The organism is Geodermatophilus sp. SYSU D00965 (assembly GCF_054050075.1).
The window spans coordinates 127,096-145,334 of the sequence record NZ_JBJGYQ010000013.1; the positions used below are offsets into that span (position 1 = coordinate 127,096).

Here is an 18,239-nt window from a genome sequence, read left to right on the forward strand (position 1 = left end):
CCGGAGACCGTCGACCCGGCGGCGCGGCGGTGGCACCCTCGGGAGCACCTGGTCCCGGGGAGGCGCCGTGTGTCGATGGCTCGGCTACGTCGGGGACCCGATCACCCCGCGGGAGCTGTTGTACGACCCCGACCGGTCGCTGATCGAGCAGAGCCGCCGGCACGCGCCGGACATGCCGCTGCCCAACGGTGACGGGTCGGGCCTGGGCTGGTACGGGCGCCGGGAGACCCCGGCGCTGTTCCGCACCACCGCGCCCGCCTGGGGCGACGAGAACCTGCTGGAGCTGGCGACCGAGATCTCCTCGCGGATGTTCCTGGCGCACGTGCGGGCCGGGACCGGCGCGCCGGTGCAGCAGACCAACTGCCACCCGTTCCGGTGCGGCAACTGGCTGTTCGTGCACAACGGGTTCATCAACGAGTACCCGCGGCTGCGGCGGGAGCTGCTGATGGCCGTCCGTCCCGACCTGTTCGGCAACATCGCGGGGACCACCGACTCCGAGCTGCTGTTCCACCTGGCGCTGACGTTCGGGCTGACCGAGGACCCGATCGGTGGGCTGGAGGCGATGGCCGGCTTCGTCGAGGCCGCCGCCGGCGCCGCGGGCATCCCCGAGCCGCTGCAGATGACCGTCGGGCTGACCGACGGCAGCACCCTCTACGCCGCCCGGTACGCCAGCGGCCCGGTGGTCAACTCCCTGTACGTCAGCGAGGACGTCGAGTCGCTGCGTGCGCTGTACCCGGAGCGGGAGCGGTTCGCCCACTTCCCGGACAACGCCCGGGCGGTCGTCTCCGAGCCGCTGGTGGACCTGCCGGGGGTGTGGCGGGAGGTGCCGGTGGCCACCGCGCTGGTCGTGGGCCGGACGGTGGAGGAGCGGCCGTTCCGCCCGCGCCTGCCCGTGGCCGCGTAGCGGAGTGCGGGGGCGCAGGGAACCTGCACTGCCGCACTCCGCTCAGGACTCAATCGACGCGGGCGACGTCGCGGCGGCCGGCGGTCCACAGCAGCAGCTCCAGCGGCTGGCCGGCCACCGTCGTCCCCCCGGCACCCACCCGGTGCTCCGCCCCGGTGTCGGTGCGCCGGAGCACGACCCCGCCCGGCGTCCGCCGGGCGAAGAACCGCACGGCGCCCCACAGCCGGTCCTGGTCGGCCCGGTCGAGCACCCGCGGCGCCCAGCCCTGCTGCGCCCGGCGGACGTCCTCGTGGTGGATGGCGAACTCCGCGGTGTTGACCGCGTCGCCGACGACGGGCCACCCCATCGGCGCCCACGCGGGCGCGCCGGACCGGACCCGCGCCACCAGCTCGGCGTAGGGCGTCGAGGCGCGCAGCCGGTCCTCCAGCCGGTGGGACCAGGCCGACAGCGGCCGGGCCACGCCCAGCTGCTCGACACCGAAGCCCGGGAGGGCGTCGGGACGGCGGTCCCGGACGACGACGTGCGCCGCCAGGTGGGCCGTCGTCCACCCCGCGCAGCAGGTCGGCGCGCCGGGGCCGAGCTCGTCGAGCAGGTCGGCGAGGGCGGCGCGCTCGCGGGCGGCCAGCGGACGGGAAGAGGCGGTCACCCTGCCCGGTTACCGACGAGGCGGGCCCGGGAAACGGGGAGCGTCCCTTAGCTCTCCTAAGTACAGTCGTGGGCACCGCCCGCACGAGCACCGAGGAGAACTGTGCCCCGCCGCCGAGACGCCGTGGTCCGGCGAGGGATGCGCCACGTCGGGCGCGCGATCGCCGAGCAGCCCGGCATGTTCACGCTGGCCTTCCTCGCCAGCAGCCTCTACGGCGGGATGACCGTGGCCAGCGCCTACGTCATCGGCGAGGTCACCCAGCGGGTGGTCCTCCCGGCGTTCGCCGAGGGGGCGACCACCGGGGCCGCGCTCACGCTGGCCGCCGTCGCCATCCTCGCCGTCGCCGTCCTGAAGATCCTCGGCATCCTCGGCCGGCGGCTGTTCGCCGGGATCATGGGCTACCGGCTGCAGGCCGACTACCGCCGCCGGGTCACCGGCCAGTACCTGCGGCTGCCGCTGTCGTGGCACCAGCGGCACCCGACCGGGCAGCTGCTGTCCAACGCCAACTCCGACGTCGAGGCGTCCTGGTACTTCGTCGCGCCGCTGCCCTTCGCCTGCGGCGCGGTGGTGATGATCGCGATCACCGTGGTCGCGCTGGTGGCCACCGACCCGTGGCTGGCGCTGGTCGGCCTGGTCGTCTTCCCGCTGGTCTTCCTGGTCAACGCCGTGTACTCGCAGGTGATGAGCCCGCGGATGGCGCGGGCCCAGCAGTTGCGGGCCGAGGTCAGCGAGATCGCGCACGAGAGCTTCGACGCCGCTCTGGTGGTGAAGACCCTCGGCCGGGAGGACGTGGAGACCGCCCGGTTCACCGCCCGCGCCGAGGAACTGCGCGACGGGCTGGTCGCCGTGGGCAGGGTGCGCGGCCTGTTCGACCCGCTCATGGAGGCGCTGCCCAGCCTGGGCACCCTCGCGGTGCTGCTCATCGGGGCCGGGCGGGTGGCCGACGGCGCCGCCGACGCCGGCGACCTGGTGTCCATCGCCTACCTGTTCACCCTGCTCGCGCTGCCGATCCGCGCGATCGGCTGGGTGCTGGCCGACCTGCCCCGCGCGCTGGCCGGCTTCGACCGGGTGACCCCGGTCCTCGACGCCACCGGGGAGATCCCGCACGGCGACGACCGCGCCCCGAGCGGCACCGGCGGCGCGGCCCTGGCGCTGCGGGACGTCGGCTTCGGCTTCGACGGCGCGGAGCGGCCCACCCTCTCCGGGATCACCTTCGACGTCGCGGCCGGCAGCACGGTCGCCGTCGTCGGCCCCACGGGGTCGGGCAAGTCGACCCTGGCCGGCCTGCTGGTGCGGCTGGTCGACCCCGGCAGCGGCGCGGTGCTCCTCGACGGGGTGGACCTGCGCGCCCTGCGCGAGGGCGAGGTCAGCGCGCAGGCGGCGTTCGTGCCGCAGGGCACGTTCCTCTTCGACGACACCGTCCGCGGCAACGTGACCCTGGGCGCCGACGTGTCCGACGACGAGGTCCGCGCCGCGCTGCGGGTGGCCGCCGCCGAGGACTTCGTCCAGCGGCTGCCCGACGGCCTCGACACCCGCGTCGGCGAGCGGGGCGCCACGCTGTCCGGCGGGCAGCGGCAGCGGATCGCGCTGGCCCGCGCCGTGGTCCGCCGTCCCCGCCTGCTGGTCCTCGACGACGCCACGAGCGCGGTCGACCCGGCCGTGGAGGCCCGCATCCTCGACGCGCTGCGCGCCGCCGACCGGCCCTCCACCGTCGTCGTGGTCGCCTACCGGCAGGCCACGATCGCGCTGGCCGACGAGGTGGTGTGGCTGGAGAACGGCCGGGTGCTCGCCCGCGGCAGCCACGAGGAGCTGCTGGCGTCGGTTCCCGGCTACGCCGCGCTGGTGCGCGCCTACGCCCAGACGGAGGTGGCCGCATGAGCGCCGTCCTCGCCGAGCACCGGGACGAGGGTGCCCTGGCCACGCTGCGCCGGGGCCTGCGGATGATGCCGGAGTTCCGCCGCGGGCTGCCGGCCACCTTCGCCCTCGCGCTGGTCGCCACCGCCGGGCGGGTGGTCGTGCCGATCGCCGTCCAGCAGGTGATCGACCGCGGCCTGTCCGGCTCCGGCGGCCCCGACCTGGACCTGGTCCGGAACCTGGTCCTGGTGTGCGCCGTGGTCGTCGCGCTCACCGCGGTCGCGGTCTACCGGATGAACGTCCGCCTGTTCCGGACGACGGAGACCGCGCTGGCCGGGCTGCGGTCGCGGGCCTTCCGGCACGTCCACGACCTCTCGGTGCTGCACCAGCAGGGGCAGCGGCGCGGGTCGCTGGTCTCCCGGGTCACCAGCGACGTCGACCAGCTGTCCACGTTCATGCAGTGGGGCGGCGTGCTCGGCGTGGTCAGCCTGGGCCAGCTGCTGATCGCCACCGTGGTCATGGCCGTCTACTCCTGGCAGCTGACCCTGCTGGTGCTGGTCTGCTTCGTGCCGCTGGCGATCGCGGTCCGCTGGTTCGCCGCGCGCCTGGCGGTCGTGTACGGGGTCGTGCGGGAGCGGGTCGGCGACGTGCTCGCCGCGGTCTCCGAGTCGGTCGTCGGGGCGCCCACCGTGCGGGCCTACGGCATCCGGGAGCGCACCGCCGCCCGCATCGACCGCGCCATCGACCGGCACTACCGGGCGCAGGTGCGGGCGCAGCAGACCACCGCCGCGGTCTTCGTCAGCGGCGAGTTCGTCGCCGCGGTGGCCAACGCCGCGGTGGTCGTCGTCGGCGTCCTGCTCGGCCTGGGCGGGCACCTGACCGCCGGCACCCTGGTGGCGTTCCTGTTCCTGGTCACGCTCTTCGTCGCGCCGGTGCAGACCGCCAGCGAGGTGCTCAACGAGGCGCAGAACGCCATCGCCGGGTTCCGCCGCGTCCTCGACGTGCTGGAGACCGAGCCCGACGTCCGGGACCCCGCGGTCGTCGACCCGACGACCGCCCGGCAGCTGCCGCACACGCCGCTGGGCGTGCGGTTCGAGCACGTCACCTTCCGGTACGCGCCGGGGGCGCGCCCCGCCCTCGAGGACGTCGACCTGGAGATCGCCCCGCGCCGCCGGGTCGCGATCGTCGGCGAGACCGGCTCGGGGAAGACCACGTTCGCCAAGCTGGTCACCCGGCTGATGGACCCGACCGAGGGCCGGGTGCTGCTCGGCGGCGTCCCCCTGGCCGAGGTCTCCTTCTCCTCGCTGCGGCAGCGGGTGGTCATGGTGCCGCAGGACGGGTTCCTGTTCGACGCGACCGTCGCCGAGAACGTCCGCTACGGCCGCCCGGGGCTCACCGACGAGGACGTCCTCGCCGCCTTCACCGAGCTCGGCCTGGGGGAGTGGGTGGCCGGCCTGCCCGGCGGCGTGACCACCCCCGTGGGGCAGCGCGGAGAGTCGCTCTCGGCCGGCGAGCGGCAGCTGGTCGCCGTCGCCCGCGCCTACGTCGCCGACCCCGACCTGCTGGTCCTCGACGAGGCCACCAGCGCCGTCGACCCGGCGACCGAGCGGCGGCTCACCCACGCGCTCGACACGCTCACCGAGGGGCGGACGACGCTGACCATCGCCCACCGGCTGTCCACCGCCGAGCGGGCCGACGAGGTGCTGGTCGTCGACGCCGGCCGGGTGGTGCAGCGCGGCACGCACGCCGAGCTGGTCGACGCCGACGGGCCCTACGCCCGGCTGCACGCCTCCTGGCGGCGCTCGTCGACCGGGGAGCCGCAGCCGGCCGGCTGAGCGCGGCGGGCCCCCGGTGCCGGTCGCGCGACGATCCGGCGGCCGCGGTGCGGAGCGCCGTTACCCTCCTGGGGAGGGCCGCCCGGATCGGCTCCGGGAGCGATCGGTCCGGCCACCGCCCAGAACCGGGATCGCGGATGGACCTGAAGCGCGAACGCAAGGAGCTGGGGGTCCCGGGCCTCTCTGCTGCCGTCGTCAGGAGCGGCCAGGTCCTGTGCACCCCGGTGGCCGGGTGGGCGGACACGGTCAGGAAGCGGCGGGTCACGACCGAGACCGTCTTCACCTGGGCCTCCGTGTCGAAGACGGTCACCGCCACGGCCCTGCTGCAGCTGTACGAGCAGGGCCGGTTCGATCTCGACGACGACGTCGGTGCGCACCTCGACTTCGAGGTTCGGATCCCGTCCTGCCCGGAGTCGCCGGTGACGTTCCGTCAACTGCTGTGCCACACGTCGGGCATCCGGGACAGCAAGCTCTACGGGAGGTCGTACGTCGAGGGTGACTCGCCGGTCCCGCTCGGCACGTTCCTCCGGAGCTACCTCTCGCAGGGCGGGGAGTACTTCGACCCGAAGAAGAACTTCCGGTCCCGCTGCCCCGGAACGGTCGTGGAGTACACGAACATCGGTGCGGGGCTGATCGGCCACCTCGTGGCGGTCCTGAGCGGGGCCCCGTTCGAGGAGTACGTCGCCCGTCACGTGTTCGGTCCCCTCGGCATGAGGAACACGTCGTTCCGCCTGGCCGACCTCGATCGATCGATGATCGCCCTGCCGGGCGGCAAGGGGCCGCTGCAAGGCTTCCCGACCTTCCCCGACGGGACGCTGCGCAGTTCGCCGTCGAACCTGGCGAAGTTCTTGATCGCCGTCATGCAGGGAGGCAGTTACGGCGGCAGCAGGATCCTGGAGCCGACCACCGTCGCGCTGATGCTCCGGAGCCAGACCCCTCTCGACCCCTGTCAAGGACTGATCTGGTACGCCGAGCGTCTCGGCAAGCGGACGCTGTGGGGGCACGTCGGCGACGACCCCGGTGTCAGCGCCACCATGTTCTTCGACCCGGTGACCGAGACCGGGGTGCTGCTCGCCGCCAACGGGGAGTGGCGGGACGAGGCATGGCCGACGGTGCGCAGGCTCCTCCGCTGGGCACGCGAGCACCAGCCCCCAGGACGGCTCGACGAGCGCGGCCTGATGCCACCGTCACGATGAGCTCCAGCGGCCCCTGCCTGCCCCAGGCGACGGCGAACACGAACGACGCGCCCACGAGGAGGACGTAGGTCGCCGTCTGGGAGTCGCCGGTCAGCCCGGCAGCCAGGACGAGGATGTGCGCGCTGTAGAGCGTCAACGTCATCGCGCCCGCCGCCGCGAGGGGCCGCAGCAGACGCCCGATCGCCGCGATCCGGGTCAGGAGGAGCGACGCGCCCAGCACCGCCATGGCCGACCCGAGGGCGTGGGTCAGGTCGAGCGGCGTGTGGGCGTGTGGTGAGGCCAGCGCGAGGTACCACCACGACGTCCCTTGTTCCGGTGACCAGAGCAGCACCTGGTCCGCAGGCACCGGAGCACCGGGGAGCCCCGGTTGGGGGAGCAGCCGAGCCAGGCCGCCCAACGGGTGGAGCAGGACCCACGACACCGCCTGCGCCGTGACCGCAAGCCCGAGCCCACCCCCCAGCAGGAGCCACGCGCAGCGGCGGGAACCGAGATCGAGCCGCCCGATGGCGAGCCCGGCGCACACGTAGGCCAGGTAGACCACGACGGGGTAGAAGCCACTGAGGAGCAGCAGCACCAGCACCCCGACCGGGTCGGTGACGAGCGTGACCAGCGTCGGCTCGCCGCCGTGGCCGCTGATCCCCGTGCGGGCTGTGATGACCAGCAGCGCCGGGCCCAGCGCGATGAGCGCGACGGAGACGGCGGCGAGGACCCTCGGTCGCAGTCCCAGCAGGGGGACGGCGAGCAGGAACATGAGGGCGTAGAAGGCCAGGATCACGTCGAGCTCCGACCGGGTGAAGCCCAGCAGGAGACCGATCAGCCCGATCAGCAGGGCCCGGGCGGTCAGGGCGGCGGAGGCGGCAGCGCGTTCGCGTCCGCGTACCGCGCTGCGTCCTCCCGACAGGAACGCCAGGCCCACCCCCGCCAGCAGTGCGAAGGTGGCGGCGGACCGGCCGGAGGCCACGACCGTCGCCACGGTGGGGGTGCCGTCCTCGGCGAAGGTGTCGAAGACGTGCGTGGCCATCATCCCGACCAACGCCAGTCCCCGGGCGACGTCCACTCCGGTCAGGCGCGCCCTGTCGGTGGCCGCCTGGACAGCCATGCGGTCAGGCGTCGGTCAGCGCCGGCGCGGAGGTGAACAGCGATCCGGTCGTGCCGCTGATCAGCAGCCCGTGCTCGGATTCCTCGACCCGCATCTCGCCCCCCGGGACACCGACCCGGAGCGGATACGGCAGGGCCCACACCCGGTGGGCGACGTAGGCCGACGCCCCGACGCCGGTGCCGCAGGCCAGCGTCTCGTCCTCCACCCCGACCTCGTACGTCCGTATCCGGATCCCGTCCCCGTCCCGTGCCATGAAGTCCACGTGCAGCCCCTCGGGGTGCCCCAGGTCCCGGCACAGCTCCTCGTCGTACCTCAGCGCGGCGCCGGTCGTCCGGACGTCGACGGCGTCGAGGTCGTCGGACTCGTCGAGCAGCAGGACCAGGTGCGGCAGGCCGCTGAACACGAAGTACCGGTCCTCGGCGACCTGCTGGAACTCGCGGCCGTGGCCGAGCGCGACCCGGATCCTGCCCTGTGCTGCCGACACCCACTTCGGCCCGTCGTCGGTGTCGACGACGTCGGAGTCGGCGCGCAGGTAGCCCCGGTCGGCGCCGTACCGGGTGACGCACCGCAGCGCGTTGCCGCACATCTGGGAGTGGGTGCCGTCGCGCTCGAAGTAGGTCATGCGCACCCGGTCGCCCGTGGTGCGGACGAACGCGACGCCGTCCACCCGGACGGAGCGGAAGGAGCCGCACAGCCCCCGGGCGAGATCACTGCAGACGGCAGCGGGTGGCAGGCTGCTGAACGCCTCGTCGACGACGAGGATGACGTTGCCGTTGCCGTGCATGATCGAGAAGGTCAGCCGCTCGACGTCGACACCGGGCACGTCGATCCCTGGTGTCCCGCGACGCCGGAGCTCGTCGTACTCCATGGCAAAGGTGTGACCGTGGAGGTCCGGCAGGTCCATGTCTCCCTCGCTGACGGTTGGGGTGGATCCGGGTGGCAGGGGTCGCCTCACAGCGGGCGGGCCGGGATGCCCCGCCAGCGGGTGTGCGGCGGGAGCGCCTCGCCCTTCATGACCAGTGACATGCCGTCCAGGTAGGCGCCGGCGCCGACGGCCGCGTCGTAGAGGACCACCGAGCCGGAGCCCACCGTGGCTCCGGCGCGGACCTCCACCCGCGACATCTTCATGACCCGGTCCTCGAAGAGGTGGGTCTGCGTGATGGCGCCCTCGGAGATCACCGCGTCGTCCCCGATCGAGATCAGGTCGAACTCGGTCCCGCCGCTGGTGGTGATGTACACCCGGCGCCCCACGTGCACACCCAGGAACCGCAGGGCGACGGGCAGCAGGGGTGTGCCGGCGGTGAGCACCACCAGCGGCCGGGCGAGGGTCTCGAACAGCCCCGTGACCAGTTCGGTGCCGCGGACCCAGGTGCCCCAGTACGGCTCCACCCGCGGCCGGTAGCGGCCGACGACCAGCCACTTGACCAGCACCACGCAGAGCGTCTCGGCCGCGACGAACGCCAATCCCAACCCCGGCAGGACCGCCAGCAGGACCAGTGGCGGGAGGACCGTGATGAGTCGGACGGTGGCGTAGATGCCGGCCAGCGCGGTGGTGAGGAGGACGATGGCCGGCAGGGTCACCCGGAACACCTCGAGCGCCAGGCGGCCGGCGACCATCGCCGGCGTCGGGTTGTAGGTGAGCTTGTCGGGGAAGGCCTGGCTCTCCTGCCGGCGCGGCAGGAACAGCGCCGGCGACCCCAGCCAGGTCGTCTCGGGGTCGACCCGAGCGGGCGCGACCGAGTGCACCCCGACCAGGCTGTTGTCTCCCATCCGCGACGTGCCCGGCAGGAGCGCGACGTTGCCGAGGAAGCTGCGTCTGCCCATCTCGGCCTGGTTGAGCGCCAGGCAGCCTCGGTGGTGGACCGCCGGTGAGATCGTGATGCCGCCGGCCAGGAAGGTCTGGTCCCCGGTGACGGTCGTGTCCGGGTTGATGTAGGCGGGCACGGCGATCTCGCACCACCGGCCGAACCGGAGCCCGAAGCCCCTCAGGAACGGGATCACGTACAGGGTGCAGTACAAGGTGTGCACGAGAGCGACGCTCTCGCCGGCGAGGTTCTTGGCGAACCACTCGCGGACCCCGAACCAACCGCGCGCCGGGTGGATCCCCGGCTGCATCCGGGGGGCCACCGTGCGTTTGACGATGATCAGCAGGGTGCAGGTGAACAGCACAGAGAGCGGGGCGGCGGCGAGCGTGCTGGCGATCCCCCACGCCAGGCCGTTCCGGACGGTGACGTAGGCGATGAGCACCGCACTGGGCGCCAGCGCGACCGTGGGCAGCAGGGCCAGCCCCACCATCCCGACCAGGTAGCCCAGCAGCACCGGGATGGTCCAGCGGCGCTGGTCCGCGCGTTCGGCCATCGCCTCCAGCAGCGGGGAGACCGTGGGGACCTTCCGGATCGGCGACCCGGTCCAGTGCTCGCCCGCCGGGATCCGCGCGTCGGCGTGCACCAGTGCCTTGTCGCCGATGCAGGCGCGGTGACCGATCTCGGCTCCGGCGAGCACCGTGCTACCGACGCCGAGGTAGCTGTCGGCTCCCATCCGGACCGGCGCCAGGCGCAGCCAGCCCGCCTCCAGGACGTAGGGCTGCACGCTCGCCCCCTGGTTGATGCTGACGCCGTCACCGAGCTCCACGAACATCGGCAGGCCGATCGTCGAGGAGGCGAGCTGGCACCGTCGACCGACTCGGGCGCCCAGCAGGCGCAGGTACGGCGCCTCGAAGGGGGTGCCGCTGAGCACGGCGAGGGGAGCGAGCGCGGTGACCCGGCCGTAGAACCAGAACCGGAGGTAGGTGACCCCCCACATCGGATACCAGCCGGGGCGTACGCCGCGCATGACCAGCCGGCTCACGACCACCGGGACGAGGAACAGGGTCGCCAGCACCCACAGGACCCAGATGACAACGATGACCGCTGTCTCCCCGGGGGAGGGGTCGGACAGGAGGGACCGGACGGCCGGGGGCAGCCCGACGACGGGGACCTGCAGGTGCCACTCGAACAGGACGACGGCGTACACGAGCGCCAGACCGGGCGCGGCCCACGCGAGGAGCCAGACGAGGTCCAGCGTCACCTGTGCGGCGCCGCAGGCCCAGACCCGCCGGCTGGAGTGCCGCAGTGGCGGGCGGCGGTGGTCGGACGCCACGTCACCGGTGAGCGTCAGCGCGGACAACTCCTCCTCGACGAAGACCGCCAGGTCGCGGACGGTGGGATGGGCGTAGAGGTCTCCCATGGCGAGGCCCGCCATCCTCGGCTGCTGGCGCAGCTGCGAGATCAGACGCGCAGCACTGAGGGAGTGTCCACCGAGGTCGCAGAAGAAGTCGTCCTCGACCGAGACCCGGGGGACTCCCAGGGCCTCCTGGAAGGCGGTGGCCAGCTCCTGCTCGAGCGCGGTGCCCGGAGCGACGTGCTCGCCGGAGCGCGACCCCAGCGGCGGGGACGTCGGCGGAGGAAGAGCAGACCGGTTGACCTTGTCGGCCGCGAGGAGGGGGAACGCGTCCAGCACCTCGATGTAGGACGGGACCATGTACGACGGCAGCCGCCGTCGCAGCGCCGCGTGCAGGCGCTCACGCAGCTGGGCCTCGCCGTCCGGCCCCGTTCGCTCGTGGACGGTGACGTAGCCGACCAGGTCCTGGGCGACGCCGTCACGTTCCAGGGTCGCGACCACAGCGTTCTCGACGGCGCCGTCGGCCCGGATGGCCTGCTCGATCTCACCCAGTTCGACGCGGTAGCCCCGGATCTTCACCTGCGTGTCGATGCGACCCAGGTACTCGTACTCCCCGACGGGGGTCACCCGGCCGAGGTCCCCGGTGCGGTACACGCGGGGGACCGCACCCCGATCGGCCTCGATGGGGTTGTCGATGAACCGTTCCGCGGTGAGCTCGGGTCGGTTGAGGTACCCGACCGCGGTTCCGGGGCCGCCGATGCAGATCTCGCCGACGTCCCCGGGTGGCACCGGCCGGAGGTCCTCGTCCAGCACGTAGAACCTGTAGGAGGGGAAGGGGCTCCCGAGGGTCACCGGTCGGTCCGGCACCAGCTCGGCGCAGCTGGAGGAGACCGTGGTCTCGGTCGGCCCGTAGCAGTTGAGGATGCGTCGGTCCGGACGCCACCAGCGGCGGACGAGGTCCTCGGGCATCGCCTCGCCGCTCACCAGGAGGCAGCGCACCGTCTCGGGATCGTCCTCGATGGTCGTCAGCAGGGTGGGCACGCTGCAGAAGACCGTCACCCGGTTCTCGACGAGGAACTGGACGAGCCCCTCACCGAAGCGACGGGAGTCCGTCGGCCCCGCGACCAGGGTGGCCCCGGCCACCCAGGCCGGCCACATCTCCTCCAGGTGGAAGTCGAAGCTGATCGACATGCCCTGGTAGACGCGGTCCTCGCTGGTCACCCCGTACACGGGGGTGGCCACCCGGAGGAAGTTGACGATGCTGGCGTGCGAGATCGCCACGCCCTTGGGCTTGCCGGTGGAGCCCGACGTGTAGATGACGTAGCTCAGTGATGCGGGGTCGACGTCGCGCCCCGGACGGGTGCTGGGCGCGGCGGCCAGGTCGGACGCCGCCTCGTCGAGCTCGAGGACGGCGCAGGGCAGCCCCCGCGTGACCTCGCGCGTGCCCGACGTCGTGACGAGGTCGCACAGCCCGGCGTCCTCTGCGATGTAGGCGACCCGGTCCGCTGGGAACGACGCGTCCAAGGGCACGTAGGCGGCGCCGGCCTTGAGCACCGCGAGCAGGGTGACGTACGTGGCCTCGGATCGCTCGAGGAGGATCCCGACGGTCGTCCCCTCGCCCACCCCGCGCTCGATCAGCAGGTGGGCCAACTGGTTGGCGCGCCTGTCGAGCTGCAGGTAGGTCAGCGTCGACGCGCCCACGACGACGGCGGCACGCCCCGGTGTCCGGTCGCACGTGTGCTCGAACACCCGCCCCAGAGTCCGGACCGACGACGGCAGCGCCGTGGGCTGTGCAGGCGGGTCCTCGGTGGGCAGGGGCCTGACCGGGATCTCCGTGGTCGTCCAGGTGTTGACCGTGTTCACCGCAGGAACTCCTCGCCGGTGGATGGGCTCGGCCCGGGATCCCCGGGGGCGACGAGGGCAGGCGGCTCCGCCCGACCGTCGGCCACCCCCGGGCTGACGCTGCGCACCGTGAGCGGCACGCCGGACGCGGTCGGATCCGTCTCCACGGCCGGGACTCCGTGCCTCCCCGGTCCGTGGGCCGGCCGGACCGTCACCGGACCGAGGGCTGCGTCCGGGGGGAAGGGAGTGCTACGCCGGCGCCGGACGCACGACCACCCGCGGGAGGCGCACCTGGCAGGTCGGCGACCGGCAGACCGGCGACCGCGTCGTGGATGCTCGCCACGAGGATGTGGCAGGCCAGGTCGACGGTCTCCGCCGTGACGTTCAGCGGCGGGAGCAGGCGCACCACGCAGTCGTCCCGGCCGCCGCACTCGAGGATGAGCCCCCGCCGCAGCGCGCGGTGCTGGACGTCGCGGGCGAGCTGCCCCGCGGGGCGACCGGTTCCGGGGTCGGCGAGCTCCACCCCCCACATCAGGCCCATCCCGCGGACCTCCCGCACCCACGGGAGGTCCTGCAGCGGGGCCAGGCGCCGGTCGATCTGGTGACCCCGCGCGCGGACGTTGTCCAACAGCCCGTCCCGGCGCACGATCCGCACGGCCTCGGCGCCGGCGGCGAAGGCCAGTTGGTTGCCGCGGAAGGTGCCGGTGTGTGCGCCGGGGGCCCACGTGTCCAGCCACTCGTCGTAGATGATGAGCGCGACCGGCTGCCCGATCCCGCTCAGCGCCTTGGACGTCACGATCACGTCGGGCTCGATGCCGTACTGCTCGAAGGCGTACCAGGTGCCGGTCCGGCCGCACCCGGTCTGCACCTCGTCGACGACGAGGGGGATGCCGAGGCTGCGGGTCAGCTCCCGGACGCGCCGGGCGAACTGCACCGTCGCCGGGATGACACCGCCCTCGCCCTGGACCAGCTCGAGGATCACGGCGGCCGGGAGGGGGATCCCCCCGTTGCTGTCGGTCAGCGAGGACTCCAGGTAGCCGACGCAGTTGGTGGTGCAGGTGTCGGGGGTGAGCTGCACGGGGCAGCGGCCGCAGTAGGAGAAGGGGAAGAAGTGGATCCCCGGGACGCCGTTGCGGATCGGGCTCTTCTGCTCGACCAGGCCGGTGACCGCCATCGCCGCGTGGCTGCTTCCGTGGAACCCGCCCTGGAAGGAGAGGACGTCGCCCCGCCCGGTGGCGGTCTTGCACAGCTTGAGGGCCGCGTCGACGGCGTTGGCCCCGGTGGGACCGCAGAAGTGGACGCGCATCCGGTCGCGCATCCCCTCCGGCAGCATCGCCAGCTGGGCGTCGGTGAAGGCGTCCTTCGCCGGCGTGGGGAAGTCCAGCCCGTGGGTGTGCCGGGTGAGCTGCTGGGCGACGACCCGGACCAGGTCCGGGTGGTTGTGCCCCAGCGAGAGCACGCCTGCGCCGGTGAGGAAGTCGATGAACACGTTGCCGTCGAGGTCGCGGACGCGGCTGCCGGCCGCCTCCGCGATGGCGATGGGCAGGTGCCGGGGGTAGGTGCGAGCGCGCGACTCGCGCCGGTCCTGGCGGTCGAGCAGCTCGGCCGACCGCGGTCCGGGCAGCTCGCCGCGGACGTGCGGTTCCTCCTCGGCGAGCGCGGAGATGTCGGCGACGGAGCCGGCGAGCCGGTCCATCGGCTCCGGGAGGCGTACCGGGGGAGGAGCGGAGCCGGTCGGGCGCGTGGAGGTGACGGTCATCGTCCTGGTCCCTTGTCTCGGGGTGGTTGTCGCTCGGTTCGTCGTCCTCGTGGTCGTGAGCCACCGGCTCTGGTGCGGAGCCGTGTTCACGTGATGGGTGTGCCGTGGTCGTCGGGTTCTGGTGGGTGCGAAGCCGTCGGGCTCGCGGTCGTGTCACACGGGAGGCCGTCGTCCCGAGCCCGCAGCTGCTGTGCGGGAGGAACGGAGCCGTGCGGGCGGACGGAGCTGCCGAGGGCCGGCCGAGGGCAGGCGTCCGCCCCTACCTCGCTGCGTCCTCATCACGCCTCCTCGGCGGTGGAAACGGGGGGTTGCCCCCTTCGAGGCGGGCAAGGGTTCTCGGCGCCCAATAACGTGTCAACCTGTTCCGGAACGACACTGGTGCGTGTCAATACGCTCCGTGACCGGGCGACTGTGGCTGCGGCGGGTCGTCGTCCGGGACCGGGATCGGCCGCGGCGGCCTAGCCTGCGGAGGTGTCCTCCTCCTCCGCCCACCCGGCGGACGCCGTCCCGCCCGCGGACCCGCGGATGCCCGGTCTGGCCCTGGCCGCCGGCGCGCTCGGCATCCTCGGCGCGGTGCCGCCGCTGTTCGTCGCCGTCCTCGCCGTGATGCTGGGCGGGCTGAACGCCGACACCGGCCCCGACCCGTGGACCTACCTGCTGCTGCTCGCCCCGGTCGTCCAGCTGGCCGGCGCCGTCTTGCTGCTGCTGCGCCGGGGCTGGCTGCCGCTGGTGCTCTCGGTCGTGCCGGTGGCCGTGCTGACCGGGGCGGTGGTCGTCGTCGCCACGCGGGAGGACGCCGGGAGCCCGGCCTGGCCGCTGGTGCTCGTGGTCCTGCCCCTGCTCGCGGCGGCGCTGGCGCTGACGCCGCGGGTGCGCCGGTGGACCGCCGGGCGGCCCCGGCGGGCGGCCGCGGCCGCCCGCTGAGCCCCAGCTCCCGGTCCTACCCTCGCCCCATGCCGTCGTCCTCCTCGCGCAGCCGGGCGGCGACGCGGCGCTCGCCCCGTCCGGCGCCCCGCCTGCCGGCAGCCCGGACCGCGGGGCCGGCCGTGCGCCCGCTGCTCGCGCCGTTCGCCGCGGTGTTCGGGGTGCTGGTGGCCGCCGAGGACATCTACCTGGCCTACCTGCTGTGGGAACCCGACCGCGGCTGGCACTGGTACGTGCTCGTGCCGGTCGCGCTGGCGGTCTGGGCGGTCGCCGGGGCGGCGATGGTGTGGCTCGGCCGCGGGCGCGGCTGGCTGGTCCTGGCCGCGGCGGCGGTGGTGCCGCTGCTGGCGATGGTGGGGCTGGTGGTCCTCTTCGGCGTCCTCGGCGGCGGGCAGGCGATGTGGTGGGCGGTGCTGCTCCTGGTCGGCCCGATCGGCTGCCTGGCACTGACCCTGCGCCGCCCGATCCGGGAGTGGACCCGACCCGGCCGGGCGACGCACCCGCCCGACCAGCACCGACGGGCGGTCCGCCCCCGCTAGCGTGCGAGCCGTGAGCGGACAGGGGCGGAAGCCCGGCAGCGAGGAACGAGCGAGGAGCGGAGCGTCCCGCAGGAGCGAGCCGAGGACATGGTGACGCAGACGGACGTCGTGGTGGTGGGTGCGGGGCTGGCCGGGCTGGTCGCCGCCGCGGAGCTGGCCGACGCCGGCAAGCGGGTGGTGCTCCTCGAGCAGGAGCCGGAGGCGTCCTTCGGCGGGCAGGCCTGGTGGTCCTTCGGCGGGCTGTTCCTCGTCGACTCCCCGGAGCAGCGCCGGCTGCGCGTCCACGACTCCCTCGAGCTGGCCCGCCAGGACTGGTTCGGCACCGCCGGCTTCGACCGCGCGGAGGACCACTGGCCCCGCCGCTGGGCCGAGGCCTACCTGCAGTTCGCCGCGGGGGAGAAGCGCGCCTGGCTGCGCGCGCAGGGAGTGCGGTTCTTCCCCGTCGTCGGGTGGGCCGAGCGGGGCGGCTACACCGCCACCGGGCACGGCAACTCGGTGCCGCGCTTCCACATCGTCTGGGGGACCGGGCCCGGCCTGGTCGAGCCGTTCGCCCGCCGGGTCCGCGCCGCCGCCGAGCGCGGACTGGTGGACCTGCGCTTCCGGCACCGGGTCGACGAGCTCGTCGTCAGCGGCGGGGCGGTCACCGGGGTGCGCGGTGCCGTCCTCGAGGCCAGCGACGCCGCACGCGGCGAGGCCAGCTCCCGCACCGAGGTGGCGCCGTTCGAGATCGCCGCGCAGGCCGTCGTCGTCACCTCCGGCGGCATCGGGGGCAACCCCGACCTGGTCCGCGCGAACTGGCCGGCGCGGCTGGGCCCGGCGCCGCAGCGGCTGCTCTCCGGCGTCCCCGCGCACGTCGACGGCCGGATGCTGCAGGCCACCGAGGCCGCCGGCGCGCACCTGGTCAACCGCGACCGGATGTGGCACTACACCGAGGGCATCGCCAACCACTCGCCGGTGTGGGCGCGGCACGGCATCCGGATCCTCCCCGGCCCGTCGTCCCTGTGGCTGGACGCCACCGGCCGGCGGCTGCCGGTGCCGCTGTTCCCCGGCTTCGACACCCTGGGCACGCTGGCCCACATCGGGCAGACCGGGTACGAGCACACCTGGTTCGTCGCCACGAAGAAGATCGTCGAGAAGGAGTTCGCGCTGTCGGGCTCCGAGCAGAACCCCGACCTGACCGGCAAGGACGTCAAGCTCCTGCTCAACCGGGTGAAGGCCGGGGTGGCCGGGCCGGTGCAGGCCTTCCTCGACCGCGGCGAGGACTTCGTCGTCGCCCGCACCCTGCCGGAGCTGGTCGCCGGCATGAACCGGGTCACCGGGGGGACGCCGGAGCTGGACCTCGCCACCGTGCAGGCCGAGATCGTCGCCCGGGACCGCGAGGTCGGCCACCCGTTCACCAAGGACCTGCAGATCACCGCGATCCGCGGCGCCCGCAGCTACCTCGGCGACAAGCTCATCCGGGTTGCCCCGCCGCACCGGCTGCTCGACCCCGAGGCCGGGCCGCTCATCGCCGTGCGGCTCAACATCCTGACCCGCAAGACGCTCGGCGGCCTGGAGACCGACCTGTCCGGCCGCGTGCTGCGCCCCGGCGGAGAGGTCTTCCCCGGCCTGTACGCGGCGGGGGAGGTCGCCGGGTTCGGCGGAGGCGGCATGCACGGCTACCGGTCGCTGGAGGGGACCTTCCTGGGCGGCTGCCTGTTCTCCGGGCGGGTGGCCGGCCGGGCCCTGGCGGCCGAGCTGTGAAGACGACGCGCGAGGGAGCATCGCAGGGAGCGCCAGCGACCGAGGAGCGGACGGAGTGCGGAGTCGAACGGGGGATGCTGTGACGACTCCCAGGGACCCGTGGTCGGACCCGGCCACGGAGACCGAGCCGGGCGCGCCGTACGCCGGCCCGCCGCCGACCGCCCCCGCCTGGGTGCCGCCGGGGTACGGCGCCCCCGCCTACGGCTGGCCCGTGGCCTACGGCGCGCCGTGGCCGGTGCTATCACGCGGGCCGCGCCGGCCCGGTCAGGTGATCGCCGCCGCCGTGCTCGCCTTCGTCCAGGCCGGCGTGGTGGCCTTCGCGTCGGCCTACGTCTTCCTCCTGGCCTCGGTGTTCAGCCTGGCCGAGGGGGAGCCCGGCTTCCCCGCCGACGCCGACGCGCTGGCGACCGAGGCCACCGCCGTCGCCGCCGTGCAGATCGGGTCGGTCGTCGCCCTCGTCGTCACCGGGATCGTCGCGCTCAACCGGCGGGGTGCGGTGGCGCGCTGGGCGCTCGTGGCGGCGCTGGCCGTGCAGCTCGCCCTCGCCGCGTACTGGTGGGCGCGGCTCGACGGCCTGTCCGAGGCGGTCGGGCCCGACCCGTCGGCGGTGGTGCTGTTCGGGGTCGCCTGCTTCGCCGCCGGTCCGGCCGTGGCGCTGGGCCTGGTCAGCAGCCGCCCGGCGCGGGAGTGGTTCGCCTCGCGGGAGGGGACGGCGCCCGACCGGTGAGCCTGGCGGCCG

At 74.0% G+C, this 18,239-nt stretch carries 12 protein-coding genes and 1 pseudogene; 8 read left to right on the forward strand and 5 right to left on the reverse strand.

Annotated elements, in window-relative coordinates; genetic code table 11:
• Positions 1-67 precede the first annotated feature (67 nt).
• On the forward strand, positions 68-904 hold the full coding sequence (locus tag ACI789_RS14260) for a class II glutamine amidotransferase (protein ID WP_457010040.1): 837 nt from the start codon (positions 68-70) through the stop codon (positions 902-904).
• A gap of 49 nt (positions 905-953) precedes the next feature.
• Here the strand turns inward: ACI789_RS14260 and ACI789_RS14265 are convergent, their stop codons facing one another.
• Positions 954-1,550 carry a TIGR03085 family metal-binding protein gene (locus ACI789_RS14265; RefSeq protein ID WP_457010042.1) on the reverse strand — a complete coding sequence of 199 codons (597 nt, stop codon included), beginning with the start codon at positions 1,548-1,550 and terminating at the stop codon, positions 954-956.
• 102 nt (positions 1,551-1,652) lie between these two features.
• On the opposite strand from ACI789_RS14265, the gene ACI789_RS14270 reads away from it, so the two are divergent.
• The 3 genes from ACI789_RS14270 (at position 1,653) to ACI789_RS14280 (ending at position 6,435) form a co-directional block, all read left to right on the forward strand.
• Positions 1,653-3,428 (forward strand): ABC transporter ATP-binding protein, encoded by a 1,776-nt coding sequence (locus ACI789_RS14270; RefSeq protein WP_457010044.1) that lies wholly within the window; start codon positions 1,653-1,655, stop codon positions 3,426-3,428.
• Positions 3,425-5,239 carry an ABC transporter ATP-binding protein gene (locus tag ACI789_RS14275; RefSeq protein WP_457010046.1) on the forward strand — a complete coding sequence of 605 codons (1,815 nt, stop codon included), beginning with the start codon at positions 3,425-3,427 and terminating at the stop codon, positions 5,237-5,239. Before ACI789_RS14270 ends, ACI789_RS14275 begins: the two co-directional genes overlap by 4 nt.
• Positions 5,240-5,376: 137 nt before the next feature.
• The gene (locus tag ACI789_RS14280) at positions 5,377-6,435 is read left to right on the forward strand and encodes a serine hydrolase domain-containing protein (RefSeq protein ID WP_457010048.1); all 1,059 of its coding nucleotides are present in this window, start codon (positions 5,377-5,379) and stop codon (positions 6,433-6,435) included.
• Between the two features lie 502 nt (positions 6,436-6,937).
• On the opposite strand, the pseudogene ACI789_RS14285 reads toward ACI789_RS14280, so the two are convergent.
• From ACI789_RS14285 to ACI789_RS14300, 4 genes and pseudogenes are all read right to left on the reverse strand, one after another.
• Positions 6,938-7,534 (reverse strand): annotated as a pseudogene (locus ACI789_RS14285) (heparan-alpha-glucosaminide N-acetyltransferase domain-containing protein); the annotation flags it as partial.
• A 4-nt stretch (positions 7,535-7,538) separates the two neighbouring features.
• Positions 7,539-8,438 carry a diaminopimelate epimerase gene (gene dapF, locus ACI789_RS14290; protein ID WP_457010050.1) on the reverse strand — a complete coding sequence of 300 codons (900 nt, stop codon included), beginning with the start codon at positions 8,436-8,438 and terminating at the stop codon, positions 7,539-7,541.
• A gap of 47 nt (positions 8,439-8,485) precedes the next feature.
• Positions 8,486-12,556 carry a Pls/PosA family non-ribosomal peptide synthetase gene (locus ACI789_RS14295; RefSeq protein ID WP_457010052.1) on the reverse strand — a complete coding sequence of 1,357 codons (4,071 nt, stop codon included), beginning with the start codon at positions 12,554-12,556 and terminating at the stop codon, positions 8,486-8,488.
• Positions 12,557-12,746: 190 nt separating this feature from the next.
• On the reverse strand, positions 12,747-14,294 hold the full coding sequence (locus ACI789_RS14300; RefSeq protein ID WP_457010054.1) for an aspartate aminotransferase family protein: 1,548 nt from the start codon (positions 14,292-14,294) through the stop codon (positions 12,747-12,749).
• Positions 14,295-14,765: 471 nt separating this feature from the next.
• Here ACI789_RS14300 and ACI789_RS14305 point away from each other — a divergent pair, with 471 nt between their 5' ends.
• From ACI789_RS14305 to ACI789_RS14320, 4 genes are all read left to right on the forward strand, one after another.
• Positions 14,766-15,218, forward strand: coding sequence for a hypothetical protein (locus ACI789_RS14305; RefSeq protein ID WP_457010056.1), 453 nt, complete (start codon positions 14,766-14,768; stop codon positions 15,216-15,218).
• Between the two features lie 29 nt (positions 15,219-15,247).
• Positions 15,248-15,757 carry a hypothetical protein gene (locus tag ACI789_RS14310; protein WP_457010058.1) on the forward strand — a complete coding sequence of 170 codons (510 nt, stop codon included), beginning with the start codon at positions 15,248-15,250 and terminating at the stop codon, positions 15,755-15,757.
• Between the two features lie 87 nt (positions 15,758-15,844).
• Positions 15,845-17,500, forward strand: a complete 1,656-nt coding sequence (locus ACI789_RS14315) for an FAD-binding dehydrogenase (RefSeq protein WP_457010060.1) — start codon at positions 15,845-15,847, stop codon at positions 17,498-17,500.
• Between the two features lie 79 nt (positions 17,501-17,579).
• On the forward strand, positions 17,580-18,227 hold the full coding sequence (locus ACI789_RS14320; RefSeq protein ID WP_457010062.1) for a hypothetical protein: 648 nt from the start codon (positions 17,580-17,582) through the stop codon (positions 18,225-18,227).
• The last annotated feature ends 12 nt before the right edge of the window (positions 18,228-18,239 follow it).

What these genes read in the sequence shown, in the direction of transcription:
- ACI789_RS14275 (WP_457010046.1), top strand. Translation starts at nt 3,425, where the DNA reads ATGAGCGCCGTCCTCGCCGAGCACCGGGACGAGGGTGCCCTGGCCACG.
- ACI789_RS14280 (WP_457010048.1), top strand. Translation starts at nt 5,377, where the DNA reads ATGGACCTGAAGCGCGAACGCAAGGAGCTGGGGGTCCCGGGCCTCTCT.
- dapF (WP_457010050.1), bottom strand. Translation starts at nt 8,438, where the DNA reads ATGGACCTGCCGGACCTCCACGGTCACACCTTTGCCATGGAGTACGAC.
- ACI789_RS14300 (WP_457010054.1), bottom strand. Translation starts at nt 14,294, where the DNA reads ATGACCGTCACCTCCACGCGCCCGACCGGCTCCGCTCCTCCCCCGGTA.
- ACI789_RS14310 (WP_457010058.1), top strand. Translation starts at nt 15,248, where the DNA reads ATGCCGTCGTCCTCCTCGCGCAGCCGGGCGGCGACGCGGCGCTCGCCC.
- ACI789_RS14315 (WP_457010060.1), top strand. Translation starts at nt 15,845, where the DNA reads ATGGTGACGCAGACGGACGTCGTGGTGGTGGGTGCGGGGCTGGCCGGG.